We start from the raw sequence: 15,209 nt of genomic DNA, 5'->3' as shown, positions 1-15,209 counted from the left end.
TTTCCCTATTCTATGTTACGAATTCCAATTATCTCTAAATAATTCATTTTTTCTCTCCCCATCAACATTTCGATCTGATTGGGACCACCTGGCAAATACCTGTTGATTTCTAAGTCTATTTGAGGTCCAATAGGTCCTACATTTGCAGGTATTTCACTCCCTTCTTTAACTCTATATTGGACAACTCTATCAATATCAGGTTTCCAATTATATTTTACTGCCAATCTATCTCTAACATATTGTCTGTCCGATATTGTATTTATATCTGTAGCAAAATTTCCAGGCCATGTATCCAACTGTTTACTGCGTGGAGCCATTGCCATTTCAAATGTATCTCCTCCTTTAAGAATTTTAAAAGAAGGTTTTACATTTAGTGGCCATGGATCTTGCTCATACAAAATCTTATTGTAATCGTCAATTGTCCCATTTGGTATATTCTTTTTAAAGTCTTGCCATGTTTCTTCAGATCCCATCCCTTTACTACGCCAATAACCGCTATATCTCTTAGCTTCAATTGGATCCATCAAATCGCCAGTATATGGTCTTAAGTCTTTCTGCAGAATCTGTTCTTTATTATACTTCGGCGCTTCGACATCGTGGACATCTTTCACCTCTGGAACATCCAAATCAACCTTCGGCTTAACTGTTCCTACCTGATCAACCGATTCACCCTTTATAGTAGATAAATCTTTCGATTTTGTCAACACATCAATATCTGGTTTCTTGGATTTTGGAACTACAGTTGCTGCTCCAGCCACTGCTTCAACTGGTTTAATTTTTGATGTTTCCACATCCACATGAGGTTTAGGAGTCGATGCCAAATCTGCTTTTACAGTTGGTTCTATTTTCAGATCTAATTTAGGATTTTTCTTCTGATGAACAACTGTTGGATCAATTTTAAGCTTCTTAGAATTTAATCCCGAACTATCGACTTCAATATGCTGTTTCGTAGAATTTGTTGGTATGTCAGGTACGTCAGTAGCATTCGTCTTACCAAATTTCCCGTTTAAGAGGCCTCCCGCTTTCTTTGCAGCGAAACCTTGTGCTTGTCCCATCACCAGATTTCCGATAGCTGCTTTGGGATCTTTATCAGTAGCAAATGCATAAACCACTTTAGATGCATCATTTACATCATCTGCATGCGAGGCAAGTTTTAATAGAGTAGATCCAGCTTTCCCAGCTTTTCTCAATTTCATTAAATAGGATCCAGCTCCTGCAGACAATACGACTGATGCTGCATCAATTCCGGCCCATACTCTCTCTTCAGTAGACAGCCGATCTCCTGTGATCATTGTATGACCTGTGAATGCTGAGTAGGCACTATCTGTAGCAAGATAAGCCGTCGAGGCAGAAGTAAGTACTAAAGAGCCTCCACCAGTAAAAGGAGAGAGCACAACTCCTCCTACAGCTGCTACCCAGGCAAGTATCTTGATACCTGTATCAACTTTTTGAAGAGTTTCTCTATGCTCCTCATAATAACGACTTGCTTTTAGTTTTTGGTAGTCCGGAATTTCTTTCGGATACATTAATTCAAGAACTTCCTCTGCACTCTTTCCTTTAATTTGCTTGAGTTGCTCATCTGTCATTTTATCCTTATGCTTCAGAGATTCTTTTACAGCTTCTAGACGTTTACTGTAGACATCTTTTGCCGCCTTAATGGGAGAGGCTTTCCCATCAAGGATTTCTGATAAAGAATAAGGAACTTCTTTCTTATCATCGTAGTACGCGGTAGGAGCGCATATATTCCCATTAACGGGTCTATAATTGTGTTCAGTTCTTGTTAAATTCTTTGTTTTATATTTTGATTCCGATCCATTTATTTTATTCAAACCTTCCAGCACTTTATCAATACCAAGTGTAAACTTACTATCAATATTCTGCATAATATTTTGATGAATTTTCTGAGCACTTTTTAGTATCTTAGAGACTCGGGTCGTAGCTTTATCAAATTCATCACTATTTTTAGTAACATTTAACGCCGCCTCACCGGTTTGCACATAAAGATCTGCCACGCCCTCACTGGTAACAGTTTTAGCCACTTCCTCAATATCGTTGATAAGCTGACTCATTGATTTGCTAGATCCACCACTAGGATAGCCACCACTGACATAATTGCTATATGCGTTGACACTGCTAGTAGATCCTCCACCACCAGATTGTAAATTCGAACCTGCTTCAGAAAAGTCGCTTTTATTTGAGTAATACTTGCTCATCTAATTCCCCTTTTCGCTTCCTTCTTTCTCCTGTTCCTTAATATCATCTTGAATTTGTTGAACGGCTTCTTTCGGATTATTATTTATATAATTCTTATCTTCTTGAGATGTTGTTGGTAATTCCAAAAATAACCCGGCTACATAAGTCGCCATAACCTTATCTACATCAACCATTCCATCATAGGTATTCTGCGCATGTTGCCACAACACTTCTGCTAATGTTCCAAACTCTTGTGCCTTTAAAACATAGTTTTCAAAACCATTATTTGCCGAGCGGCCTGCGACTAAATCATGAAATGCCCCTTGAGAAGATAACGATGAGATAGTTGAGCTAATATGACTCAATTTTGCAGTAATTTGACTTGCGTACTCCACTATTGTCATACAGTGATAAATTAATTGTTCCTGATCAGACAAGACCAACTTAATATCTACTCCCATAATTCTCCCTTCACTTTTAATTTCTGAATTAATTGTTTCTTAAACTGCTCACCACTAATAGATCTGCGAGTCTGGTTCTCCATATCATATTCATATAAATATTGGTCACTCCTGTAGTATAGTCTGTCTTGAACATTATGTGACGAATCATTAATTTGAATACGAAGTGCATCATCATTTGGATGATGAAAAACTAGTTTTAAATAAGCTTCTGCTTCCCATTCTGAATGCAGATAATCTTTTTGATTAGCGTCTACATTTTGTAGGATCGGATAAAGTGATATTAAAGAGGCTAAGAATATAGCTGTACCCATGCGATCAATTAAAAACTCATTTTCATCATTTTGAATGAGAATAATTGCCATCCTGTCATACTCATCTACATTAGGAGAATAAAAAAACATTTGATTGACATTACAATGATAATTAGCTTGTGCATACTCATCTAGATAAGCACCATATTGTATGCATTCTTCCGTAGGTGTCCCATCTACAATCAACTCCATATTCGATAGGTCTTCAAAACCCTTTTCTACTATTCTCAATAAAGCTTCTTTTCTAGTTTCACCTTCTTTGGCAGGCAAAGGAAGAAAAGCAATATCATTTGAATGATCATTAAACATATGTAGCGCATATAAAGCTTCTAACGTAAACATCATGCTCCGTCAATCTCCTTTATGACTGTTGATGAAGGAATTGAAGAGAGAAGCCCCTCAAGACCGTAAATTGTTGTTTTAAAATCTTGGATATTGTTAAAAAAATCAGCACGATAAGTTTCAAGAAATGTTCGCAATTCTACGTACTGGTCTTTTGCTTTTCCCTTCCACTCTTTTTCAAGTCCTTTTAGTGAAGTAATCTCAGCATCTATCGAATTAAATAGGTTGGCAATCTCTATCAATTCATTTTCAATTGCCGCTATATTACTATCATCATACTCAACAGTAGAACTTTCATAGGTAGAGTCTATAGAGTTAATATTTGTATCCATCCGTTTTTCCTTTCATCACCAAATCCATTCCCAAAAAGGTTTTCCCTTATTATATTTTGATTTATTACTACTGATTGAACTATCTAATGCAGCGATTTTGGCAGTCAAAGTACTATATAAATTTTTATATGAGGTATTCGCATCTCTCACAAAATCCGTGAATTCTTTGATCTTATCTTTATCATTTTGTAGTTTTGTTTTCATAGTTGAAAGATAATGATATCCTTCATTTCCATCAATCTTTTTAATTGCATCTTTACATTCATCAATATATTTCGTAAAGTGTTTTAGTGAAATATCCTTATCTAGCCCATGGTTACTAATCGCATTTTTTACTCTTATATATTTTTTTCTTTCCGCTATATCACTATCAATTTGTGCTTTCAAACTTGCATCACTCATTACTTACTCCTTCACTTTCAACCAATTTTGCTGTTTTGCTTTTTCTGCAATATCATGTGCTTTATTAATATCTAAGGATGATTTATCAGAGGTTGAATTTGACTCAATACTTTCTTTAATTTCTTGACCAGTTTTAAATTCTTCTTCAGATATAACTGAAGAAGGTGTTGTCGATTTCTCCTTAGGTTCCTCTGCGCTCTCATCCGTTACAGATTCTACATCCCTATTATTACTTATAATCTCTGAACCTATATCTGTTTTTGGGACAGGCCTATAAAACATGAAGAATCCTACAATGACTGTTAAAAGAGCAACAGCCGATATTATAATCCCCTTCTGCATATCTTCCACAGGTATTTCAACACCCTTAATAGATAATTCCTTCCACTCCGGATGTTCTTCCTCAGCTTCTTTCTTTGCTTTAAAAGCAGGCGTAATCAACACCTGGTTCATTAAAGTAAGTGCTCCAAGCGTCATCAGTAAAAAAGGAATATGGCGTGATTTACTGATAATAACAAGGATCCCTCCTATAATAGCAATCAAGGCAATGATGATATTAATTGTAGTCCAAATTCGCAGTTGTTTTTTCATTTGTAAATAAATTTCTTTTGACATTTCTTTTTCCTCATTTCATAATCCTCAACTTCGTCTGAGAAGCTGGATAGTATAGTTTTACTTGATCTACTGGCCGAACTAACTCACGATCAATACTTGTCCGATTATAGATAGTCTGATCCAATACATTCAAGGGCATCAAAGCTGGATCTATTTGGGACTTCAAATACTTGGCTGTACCATTATAAGCTGAAATAATGTTCTTTTGTATACTAACTCCAAAATGCAAACCTACATTTAAGCCCTTCTTTCATTAACAGAGTAGTATTATTTGCCTCTCCCCCTCATTCTGCTACAAATCTATCCATCTCATGATCAAAGATACAATGTTTAATTTCACTACCATTTTGTCATGCACACTTCCTTTGTTAAATTTGCTTTAGAAGCGCAATTCCACACGAGATAGCTATTCATGACATATCCTTCAGAAAAATGACAATAGATCAATTAAATACTACTATTATACCGAAAATTAGTTTGATGATCAAAATAATCACTAAATGGAGAGAGCTTAGAGAGTTAAAAAGAGAGAAATGGTCGTTCTCTCTTAGTGTTAGTTCTTTACAATTTCCTATTGATTATGAAAAGGCGCTTTTCATCACCTCTAATTACTCCGGCAATTCTATCTTCAAACTCATATCCGTCGGTTGTAACACTTTCTGAACCGCCGCAAGAAAGGCCAATCCATTATCAGATGGGGAATACTGGAATGTGATATGGATGATTTTTTTATCAAACTTATCACCATATCGCTCCACATACTGCTTGCTTTCGAGGAAGTAGATGTAGTTGTTGAGTTTTTCTTGGAGCATTTCCAGGTGAACTCCTTCTATTTCCTCCTGCCAGTCAAGAGGATCTACAAGAAGAAGTTCCAAATGATTGCCTACTGTTCCAATTGCATCCAGTTCCGTTGGTTTCAACTCCAAAGAGACAGCTTGTTTTACCAATGTACGAAATTCATCTACAGAGAATAATCGCTTACTGTGCTCAGGGTTTTTTAAAATTACAGATGGATTATTTTCAATGAAGAGCTTAGTAGATTCATCTTTTGTATATTGATTTTTAGATTTCCAGAAACCATAATGAGCATAATTCATCAACTCTTGACCTGTATGCTCACCTGCCAAATAACTGTCCACTGCTTCTTTCGGAATTTCTTTAACAACTTCTGGCATGGTAATATTAAACGTTGGATAGCGCAAGAAATATTTATCTCCATCTTGACAAATTTCTAACACATCCTTCTCACTTACGTGAATTGTTTCCATTCTTATCTCCTTTATCGTTTTCCCAAATTTCAATTAGGTCTAACTTATCTATTGGAACTTTATCAATAACTGCCTCAGGAACTCCTCCTAGATATGTTTTCCCTCCTGGACGCCACTGTGGGTTTACGCGTGAACCTTCTTCATTTCCGTCGGGAATTCTATAATTATGAACTTCTTGTGGCACTACCATTTTAGGAGAATCTCCTAGGCTACCAGGGTCTAATCCTAATAAAGCTTCTAACTTTCTAGCATCACCATTAGCTTCTTTGATCATAGCATCCGCTACATGTCTAGGAAAAACAAATGCTCCATCATCTCTGCCAAACTGATTGTATCTTATAATATTTTCATTATCCTTGACAAAGGCCGCTACTCCACCATCAAACAGTCGTTTATGTTGTTCTAAATACTCTTTTGAAAGATAAACTTCTGGATTAGGTCGTAAGACTCCATTTTCCGGATCTGGTTTAATAGCAGTGATAGATTTTATTTGAGCGCTACTCAAATCTGCCTTCGGAAATTCGCTTAAGTAGGTCTGCCATTCAGGCGAGAACTGGGAACTACCACTGATGATATCAATTCTGGTTCCTTTTGGAATTTCAGTCCCTCCAGCAAATTTTCCTTTACCTGCACCAACAACTTCTCCACCATATTTCGATAAATTGTCAAGAATTTCTTGACGTTTCTTTGGTAGACCATCTTTTGCAGTTGTATAATCTTGAATTCGAATATTTCCTGACTCATCAAATCCAATAGCTTTCAATCGAATCTTTTGGTCTTTACCATCCGCGTTATGAGTTTTAACTGTAATATTCGTTTCAACATCGTTATTGTTTAATTTAAATTCTTCAATTCTATTACCTGAAAAGGCCTCATAGGTAGAGAAATTTTGTTTGGATATGTCATGTTTTTTGAGCCACTCAGACATGGACAATGGTTCGCTGCCGCTCTTTAACTTTCTATCAACATAATTTTGATATTCCAATTCAGTATTTTTAATTTTAAATGGTGGCATTTCGCCCACATTAGCAATACTACCAGTGGAAAAATCATTATTGTTTGTAAGATTTTGGTTGGCTATATCACTTCTTTCAAGCCACTCGGTTATGGATAACGGTTCGCTGCCACTCTTTAACTTTCTATCAACATAATTTCGATATTCCAATTCAGTATTATTAGTTGAAAATAGAGGTGACTCATCTGTATTTGTCAATACATTTATACTTTGTGATTTATTTTGAGCACGTGCCAATCCTGCTCCCCCTAGTTTGCCAATACCAAAACCAATTAGAGACATAGTTGGATCTTCACCCTTCACCACATAATCATACCCCGTATGTAGTAAACCAACTCCATCTCCTATTCCATTTCCTGTTTTATTAACAGCATTGATAATGTCATCAGTAACTCCTGCTGCTTTTAAACCTTTTCCTAAACCAAGTGTACCAAGTGTCCAAAGTGTCTCTACACCAGCCCATATTCTATCATCTGTATCAAGTTCAGTTCCAGCAAGCATAGTGTGTCCTGTTGCTGCAGCATATCCTCCTGAAGTAGCTTCATACGCTAACCCTAATGTACCTGCTCCCGACGCAACAAGGGTAGCTCCTGCTACAACTCCTGGACTTGCTGCTCCAAATGAAACTGCACTTGCAATAAGTGAAACTACAATTAAACCGATACCCAGATATGCTTCCAGAGGCTCCAACCATGCTTTATTATCCTCTTGCCACTGAAAATGTTTAAGTGAGCTATAATTCCCAGCTTGTTGATACTTAAAAAACATGGATAATAATTCTTCATCTGTCTTGTTACTTAAATAAACGGGGCCATCATCAAGATGTTGTTTTTCGAATATTTTACGTAAGTCACTCACACGTTTTAGATAAACTTCTTTTGTTGCTGCTATCGGACTCTGTTGGTAATCTAGCAACTCTGCTAAGGTATAGTACTTGGTTTCAGTGCCTGCTATTCCTTGAGTTTCACTTTTCATTTTTATTACTTGATAGGAAAGATGAGTAGTTGTATAAGGATTGTTACTTCCATTGACACTATTTAACGACTCTAAACTGGCATCAATTCCTGTCGTAAATTTATTATCGATTCTCTCCAACACTTCACTATGAATTCGTGTAGCCAAATTCAGCATTTTTTCAACTTTATCGTAAGAAGTAGCAAATGTTATTTCTGGCATCTCCTTTCCTAGCTCCGCATCCCCTACTGGACTATAGAGAAAAGACAGCCCTTCATTCTGGACAACTTCTGTAACTTCCTTAATATCTGATAAAGCATTGGTCACTTGAGATCTGGCATAACTGACTGAACCAGTCATCGAACTAGCTTGTAATCCTGCACTAAAATCTGGATGATTAGAATAGTATTTTGTCATATTTACCTCATTCTTGTTCCGTAGATTCAGGGTTACTTTGGTCAGTAGAGACCGGCTTACCCTGTAAAGCATCTTTGATTTTCTCAAAAGATTCCTTCGGGTTCTTACGAATATAGGCTTGTGTATTCGATAGTTCCTTTTGTTGTTCAGCAGAAATAGGTGACGTAAGAGGTGCCTTCGCATTCAAAATAAAATTGGCAATTTGTATCGCCTGAATATTGTCCATATCAACAAATTCCTTATAAGTATCAACTGCATGTTGGTGGAGAATACTTGCCAATGTTTCCATTTCTTGAGCTTTCACGGTATAGAAATTTAAATCCTTGTCTTTCGATATATACTGTTTAAAAATACCTTCACTGCTTACATCTGGTAGAGCGGTAATTGCGCCAGATATATGTGAAATAGCTTGCCTACAAGCAATCACTATATTATTAGCTTTTAGGATCAACTCTTCCTGTTCATTCAACTCTATCCCAATAGCACCATCACTTGTATTTATTCCTTGTAAGTTCGATTTTGCCATTTTACACTCTCACTTTCATACCTTTAATCAGTGTGTGTTTTAACTCATCAGCTGATACTGAACGAATTCTTTCACGCATTAAATCATATTCAAATAAACCACTATCAGTATTAAAGAAGAGGACATCTCCTGTGATTTTTCCCAATTCCTCTGTCATCAACCGTATCATTTTTGAATTTTTATAATAAAATTGCAACTTCATATAAGCGTATGGTTCCCATTCAGCTTTTAAATAATTTTTTTTCTTTTCATTTAAATTATGTAAAATTTCATGGTTTTCCATAAGAATGCTTAACAGAGCAATGGTGTTAAAATAATCAATTATAAATTCACCCTCAGCAATTTTTTTAATAATCACTACCATTCGCTTCCCCTGATCAATACCAGGAGCGCAATAATAATTACTGTCTATTTGAAAATGATACGAACTTTTGGCGTACAAGTCTAAAAAATATCCATAGACTACGAATTCAGGTGTTGGTTGACCATCTTTAACAAGTTCCAAAGCCTCTAAATCTTTATAGCCCTTTTGTAACACCTTCTGTAGCTGTGATTTTCTATTCTCATCTGAGTTAAGTGGAGGCAATGGGATAAAAGGCAAATCATTAGAATAGTCATTCATCAAGTGCAATGTATATAGTGCTTCAAGAGTTAATTTGGTCATACCTGATCTATCTCCTTTATTACATCTGCTAGGGGGATTTGATCTAATAAGCTATCTAAACCTATCACACATATCTTCAATTTTTCAACACTATTCATATAATCATTACAATACTGTTTTAAAATATTTTTTAAATCAAGATACGTTTGTTTCGCTTCACCTTGCCATTGAGCTTCGTATGATTCCATAATTTCTATTTGAGTTTTAACCTCTTCAAGCTGGAAAACTGCACTATATAAATCCAATTTAATATTAATTAAATTACTACTGTCATATTTTATTGTTTCAGCACTTCCCCAAGAACCACTACTATCATTGATCCAAGTATTCATTACATCTGCCATACCAAACTCCTTTCATAAGAGCAATTAGAGATAATAATATTCATCAAAAAACCTACTTTGCCTTTAATTCATTTTTATCATTAGTAATAAGAATATCGAGCGAGGTAATATAAGTCTCCAAAGTCTCATACATACGTTTAAACGAACTAGCCGATTGTTGGACGTGATTACGATATTCTTCCAATGTTTTAATCTCCGTTGCCAATTTTTCTCTAAAATTTGACAAGTAGCCGTATCCAACATTTCCATCAATTTTACTCAATGTATCTTTAGCAATCTCTATAAAGGCATTTATATGATTAAACTCATTTGAAAAATGTAAATTGTGACTTTCTATCGACTTCCTAACTCGCTCATATTTGCTTTTTAGAGCCGTATTGTTTTCAATATTCTTTTTAAGTTGCGCTTCTCTTTCCTTTGATTTAGCCATTGTTTTTCACCTCTTTTATTTTACGAAATTCTCTCAATTAAATAGTTGAAATTGAACAGATGAACAGTCTCTTATTCTTTTTTAAAGATCGCATTTGGTGCATTGGTAGAAGTTCTAAACTCACTTTGAGGTTTGTAAAGAAAAGCAAAACTGACAATAATCACCAACAAACTAGAACCAAGTACAAGTAACCTTTTTAAATGCCAATCCCATGGTAAAGGAATTTTAGCAGTAATACCAGATTGTCTAATCCAGTCTGGATGCTGTCTCATAATTTGATTGGCAGCAAATATGGGACGTAAATAAGTGAACAACCCTAAATTTATAACAAATCCTATAACTCTAAAATGATATTTATTAGAATAAGCAACATGATTAACTTCCATAAGGATCATGCCTAGAATCACAATTATAATTAGGAACAATATACCAATTGATCTCCATAGACCTTCTCTACGATAAAGTTTAAGTTCATCAAAAGACATTTCTTCGAATTTTTTATCCATTTTTTTCTCATTTCGTAATCTTCAATTTCGTCTGAGATGCTTGATAGTGTAAGTATACTTGATCTTCTGGCAAAGCTTCCTCACGACCAATGCTTGTCCGAGTATAGATAGTCTGATCCGACATCTTCATAGCAATCAAAGCTGTATCTAGTTGGGACTTCAAATATTTAGCAGTGTCATTGTAAGCGGAAATAAAGTTCTTATGCATACTGAATACAAAGTGTAATCCTACCTTAAGCCCCTCTTCCATTAATTGAGCAATATCATTCGTGTCTACTCCACTTTCTGATACAAATTGTCCCATATCGGTGATAAAGATATAATGTTCAAAGTCGCCACCATTTTGTCGTGCATATTGAACTTGACTTTGTAATTGTTCAATAACAGATTTAAAATCAGATGTTGACGGAACATAGTTATTAACGCTCGCAACGAATGTTTTATATTCATCGGTTGGATCCAATATTGTGACCTTATGACCTGAAACAGTTTCAATAACTGTCCGAATCATATGTTTTGTAACAAGTGACAATGAACTATCTTTATCAGAGAGCAACATCAAGTGTTTCAGTTTCTTCATTGGAAGTCCAATTGTTTCAACTTCTTCTAATTCAAGACCAACTGGTAGTCTATGATCTTCAATTACTTTTCTAGTAGTTGGCATACTCATAAAGTTCTGAATTGTCAACTCATCTGGCACCATTGGGATTCCTGCTGGTGTGTGGCCTGTCCACATCTCTTTGAGACTTTGGACTTGATCGCGAAGGTTGTTGATGATTTGGATATCATTGTCTCCTGCGACTGGTAGGGCGAACTGGACGACATCGACTTCGTCACGTTTCATGAGTGCCCGTCCCTTGATGTCTTCCATGGTAGCCGCAAGTGGCGTTGCTCCCACGATACCACGGATCTCAGAGATATCATTTTGTGGCAAGGTTAGCTGGTGCTTGAAGTTTGAATAGAGCTGAGCCCGTAGGTTGTTCTGACGGCTAGCTGTGATGATCAAGTGCACACCAATGCTGAGACCTTCACGGGAGATCCGCATGAAGAGCTTGAAGAGGTCTGTCTCATAAGGCTCGTCCTTCATAGACTCATAGCTATCCATGAGGATGACCATGGTTGGCTCTTGCTTGCCGGTCACTTCACGGTAGAGGGCGATGGTGCCGACCCCATGCTCAGAGAGGAGCTTCTTGCGGCGATCCAACTCGCGGTTGATAATCCGGATGAATTTCTGGATTTTCTCCGTCTGATCGAGCAGCAGACTATCAGCCACATGTGGCAATTGAGTCAGGGGTGCTAGACCATTGGTTCCGAAATCAAGCAGGTACATGGTCAGATTTTCTGGGCTCTGCTTGCGAGCTAGATCCATTGCGGCTGTCTGAAGGAAAGTGGTCTTTCCTGTACCTGGACTTCCGTAAAGGAGGATATTCCCATCTTTTGACAGATCGATAGCGACTGCTTCTTGCTTTTGCGCTTGCGGGATATCGGCGACCCCGATCAGGACGCTTGGAGCTGTCCGTTTTTGCCAAGCCTCGATCGGCACGACCTTGTCCAACTCATCCAGCGTGATCCGCTCTTTGAGCGGTGGCAACCATGGTTGGGCCACAGCTGCGATGCCTTCTTGTTGGTGCAAGTGATTGATTTCCTGCACGATGACATCCAGTTCTGTCGGCACTTCCTTGATTTCTTCTGCCATATCCAGACCGGAGAGGTCTTGGTTGAGGACTTCGTATTGGCCCAGTTCATTGATCAAGTAGATGGTATGGTCTTCGATCCCTAGCTGGTCCTTCTCAGGCTGGTAATCTGCTCCAGACCAAGCGGTTTGGAAGAGTTCATAGACTTCGTTATTCCCGACTTGGAGGTAGGCACGACCGGTCTGGGTGATCTCAGCAGCATCTGCCGTCCGCAGCATCTCCATGGAGTCCCCACGGTCAGCCACCTTGAGGGCTAGCTTGAAGCGGGAGTTGGACCAGATCTGGTCATCCACGACCCCAGAAGGTTTTTGCGTCGCAAGGATCAAGTGTACCCCGAGGGAACGCCCGACACGCGCGATAGAGACCAACTCCTTGATGAAGTCTGGTTGGTTGACCTTGAGTTCGGCGAACTCATCACTGATCAAGAAGAGGTGAGGAAGCGGTTCTGTCGCTTCACCGAGTTTAAATTTCTTTTGGTATTGGTTGATATGGTTGACCCCATATTGTCCAAAGAGACGCTCCCGACGATGGATCTCCGCATTGATAGAGGCTAGGGCCCGCATAGACTGGGCACCATCCAAGTTGGTGATGGTTCCAAGCAAGTGAGGCAGATCCTTGAAGAGGTTGGCCATTCCCCCACCCTTGTAGTCGATGAGGAGGAAAGCCACATCGTGTGGGTGGAAGTTGACGGCAAGGCTCAGGATATAAGACTGAATGGTTTCAGACTTACCAGAACCAGTCGTCCCTGCGATCAAACCGTGTGGACCATGAGCTTTTTCATGGAGATTGAGGTAGACCAAATCATCCTTCCCGCGCAGACCGATCGGCACTGCCAAACTTTGGTAAGGGGCATGGCTCTCCCAACGACTCAAGACCTTGAGGTCATTGAAAGTTTCTGCTTGGTACATTTCAAGGAAGGTCACCGAGTCTGGAATTGAGCTCTTGAGCTGTTGGATATGCTTCAGTGGAGCAAGGCCACGCGAGATGGCTTCCTTGTCATAGTCTTCAGGGAAGTGATCCAATTGAAAGTCAAGCTCACGAAGAACCCCTTCTTGCAAAAGCAATTGTCCTTGGTTGCGGTCCTTGATGGAGATAACGGTTTGGATATTTTCAGAAAGAGATGAAAGCACGTCTGCCACATAGATGATGGAGCAGCCTAGCTCTGTCGGATCCTCACGGAAGAACTCCATGATGACATGATCCAAAATCAAGGTTTCATCAGTGATGAGGACCACATAGTGCGGGTGGAAGATCTTGGTATCATTGGCTTTTTCTTCCTCTTTTTGCGCCTTGCGGAGCTTGAGGATCTGGTTGAGACTGTTCAAGACCTGATCGCGTGTCCGCTGATTGTAGACGAAGCTACGGACATTCATGTCTTGCAGAGTTGCATGAGGCAACCAGCGCATCCAATCCCAGCTTTCTTTTTCTTCTTCTGGAATGATCGGAATGATGGTCAGATCATGGTAAGAGTGAAAGACAGCCAATTGGGCAACCAGGAGTTGCAACTGCTCTAGCACGATAGGACGAGGACCGACGTACCCTACTGGTCCACGATTGAGGCTGGCTACAATCGGAAGATTATCGATCTTTTGATGAGCTTGGAAAAGAGCATAGCCTTCTTCTTCCAAGGCATCTTTCTTCCCACTGCGCTCTTCCTGACCATATTTGAGCTCATAGCTGGTTGGAACCTTGCCCAAGCCCAAACGATAGGCCAAAAAGTCAAAATGAAGCGGTGTTTTTTCGTAGATTCGTGAGTCATAGCGTTTGACCATCTTGGTCAAATCTTCGATCGCTGGGAAATGGTAAAACATGCCTTCTCGTTGCTTCCGAGATAGCTGTTCCAAGTCCTTGGCCTTGTCCTTGAGATAGAGATGGTAGAGCTCCACGCGCTCTTTCTTGTCTTCTTTGTATTTCTTACGATTCTTGAAGAATCCTTGAACAGAAAAGATCACACTAACCACAGACATGGATACCGTCGCGATGATATAGAGTCCCCGCGGTTGGAAAATGGTGATCAAGAGGGTCACCCCAACCATGATGAGGGGTGGCATGATCAACTTCAAGAGTTCATCTGATGGCTTTTGAGGCTCCGCTCCCGGAGGATTGATCAAGATCTTGTCTTCCGAACTCCGGTAGATGATCCGCGGAGACCGGTGGTACTCTGGATAGTCCTTGTAGAAGTCATAGCGTGAATGCAAGCGTGGCACCAGATAAGGACTCACTTCGACAGCCCCTTCCACGCCAAATTCTTCTGGATAGAGCTTAAAGGTCACATCTCCAATGGCCAGTTCATCCCCAAAGGCCAGTGGAAAAGTCGCTTCACTGACGAGTTTGTGGTTATGGTAGAGTTTTCCGGATAAGAGCTGGCAAGTCCAGGTCTGCTCTTTTTTCACAAGGAGAAAGCGTACTGGATAGTGCAAGCGCACATCGGCACCCTTTTCATCTGCTACGAGGATTTCTTCCTTGTCTAACAGTTCATAGGTATGGACTTCTCCTGTCGCCAAGTAGCAGACCACGTCCCCAAGGATCTTGCTATTTTCAAGCACACCCTTGTCTTCACCATACTGGTAGAAGATTTCTCCTTGACTCCATTGGAAATGAAGTGGATTTTCTTGCGAAGCCAGGGTCAACTGAGCTGTTTCTTGATTCGATACGGTCGCTGTTTTTCCCTCTTCTAGCGCTAGCTCATAGCGAAAACCTTTTTTATAGAGTATGATACGTTTTTTCATAGA

General features: G+C 39.0%; 14 protein-coding genes. All 14 read right to left on the bottom strand.

Annotation, left to right across the window (positions count from 1 at the left end):
* Positions 1-5 precede the first annotated feature (5 nt).
* Positions 6-2,213: a hypothetical protein gene (locus P5Y91_RS06950; RefSeq protein WP_277839195.1), complete on the bottom strand. Its 2,208-nt coding sequence runs from the start codon at positions 2,211-2,213 to the stop codon at positions 6-8.
* Positions 2,214-2,654 (bottom strand): hypothetical protein, encoded by a 441-nt coding sequence (locus P5Y91_RS06945; RefSeq protein WP_277839194.1) that lies wholly within the window; start codon positions 2,652-2,654, stop codon positions 2,214-2,216.
* Complete coding sequence (locus P5Y91_RS06940) at positions 2,645-3,313, bottom strand: DUF5081 family protein (RefSeq protein ID WP_277839193.1); 669 nt, start codon at positions 3,311-3,313, stop codon at positions 2,645-2,647. Before P5Y91_RS06940 ends, P5Y91_RS06945 begins: the two co-directional genes overlap by 10 nt.
* Positions 3,310-3,642 carry a hypothetical protein gene (locus tag P5Y91_RS06935; protein ID WP_277839192.1) on the bottom strand — a complete coding sequence of 111 codons (333 nt, stop codon included), beginning with the start codon at positions 3,640-3,642 and terminating at the stop codon, positions 3,310-3,312. The genes P5Y91_RS06940 and P5Y91_RS06935 overlap by 4 nt, the downstream gene beginning before the upstream one ends.
* Positions 3,643-3,657: 15 nt before the next feature.
* Positions 3,658-4,044, bottom strand: a complete 387-nt coding sequence (locus tag P5Y91_RS06930; protein WP_277839191.1) for a hypothetical protein — start codon at positions 4,042-4,044, stop codon at positions 3,658-3,660.
* A 3-nt stretch (positions 4,045-4,047) separates the two neighbouring features.
* Complete coding sequence (locus tag P5Y91_RS06925; protein WP_277839190.1) at positions 4,048-4,659, bottom strand: hypothetical protein; 612 nt, start codon at positions 4,657-4,659, stop codon at positions 4,048-4,050.
* 608 nt (positions 4,660-5,267) lie between these two features.
* Positions 5,268-5,927, bottom strand: coding sequence for a DUF6572 domain-containing protein (locus P5Y91_RS06920; protein WP_277839189.1), 660 nt, complete (start codon positions 5,925-5,927; stop codon positions 5,268-5,270).
* A complete protein-coding gene (locus P5Y91_RS06915; protein ID WP_277839188.1) occupies positions 5,905-8,313 on the bottom strand; it encodes a hypothetical protein in 2,409 nt (802 codons plus the stop codon). The genes P5Y91_RS06920 and P5Y91_RS06915 overlap by 23 nt, the downstream gene beginning before the upstream one ends.
* Positions 8,314-8,320: 7 nt before the next feature.
* Entirely contained in the window at positions 8,321-8,839 is a 519-nt protein-coding gene (locus tag P5Y91_RS06910; RefSeq protein WP_201087763.1) for a hypothetical protein, read from the bottom strand.
* 1 nt (position 8,840) lies between these two features.
* On the bottom strand, positions 8,841-9,503 hold the full coding sequence (locus P5Y91_RS06905) for a hypothetical protein (protein ID WP_201087762.1): 663 nt from the start codon (positions 9,501-9,503) through the stop codon (positions 8,841-8,843).
* The gene (locus P5Y91_RS06900) at positions 9,500-9,847 is read right to left on the bottom strand and encodes a hypothetical protein (RefSeq protein WP_201087761.1); all 348 of its coding nucleotides are present in this window, start codon (positions 9,845-9,847) and stop codon (positions 9,500-9,502) included. Before P5Y91_RS06900 ends, P5Y91_RS06905 begins: the two co-directional genes overlap by 4 nt.
* A gap of 52 nt (positions 9,848-9,899) precedes the next feature.
* Entirely contained in the window at positions 9,900-10,277 is a 378-nt protein-coding gene (locus P5Y91_RS06895; RefSeq protein WP_277839187.1) for a hypothetical protein, read from the bottom strand.
* Positions 10,278-10,348: 71 nt separating this feature from the next.
* The gene (locus P5Y91_RS06890) at positions 10,349-10,783 is read right to left on the bottom strand and encodes a hypothetical protein (RefSeq protein WP_201087759.1); all 435 of its coding nucleotides are present in this window, start codon (positions 10,781-10,783) and stop codon (positions 10,349-10,351) included.
* 7 nt (positions 10,784-10,790) lie between these two features.
* On the bottom strand, positions 10,791-15,206 hold the full coding sequence (gene essC, locus P5Y91_RS06885) for a type VII secretion protein EssC (protein ID WP_277839186.1): 4,416 nt from the start codon (positions 15,204-15,206) through the stop codon (positions 10,791-10,793).
* Positions 15,207-15,209 lie beyond the last annotated feature (3 nt).

Source organism: Streptococcus taoyuanensis, assembly GCF_029589235.1.
Classification (GTDB): domain Bacteria; phylum Bacillota; class Bacilli; order Lactobacillales; family Streptococcaceae; genus Streptococcus; species Streptococcus taoyuanensis.
The sequence above is the reverse complement of the archived record's forward strand: the minus strand, read 5'-3'. Positions and strand labels throughout refer to the sequence as shown.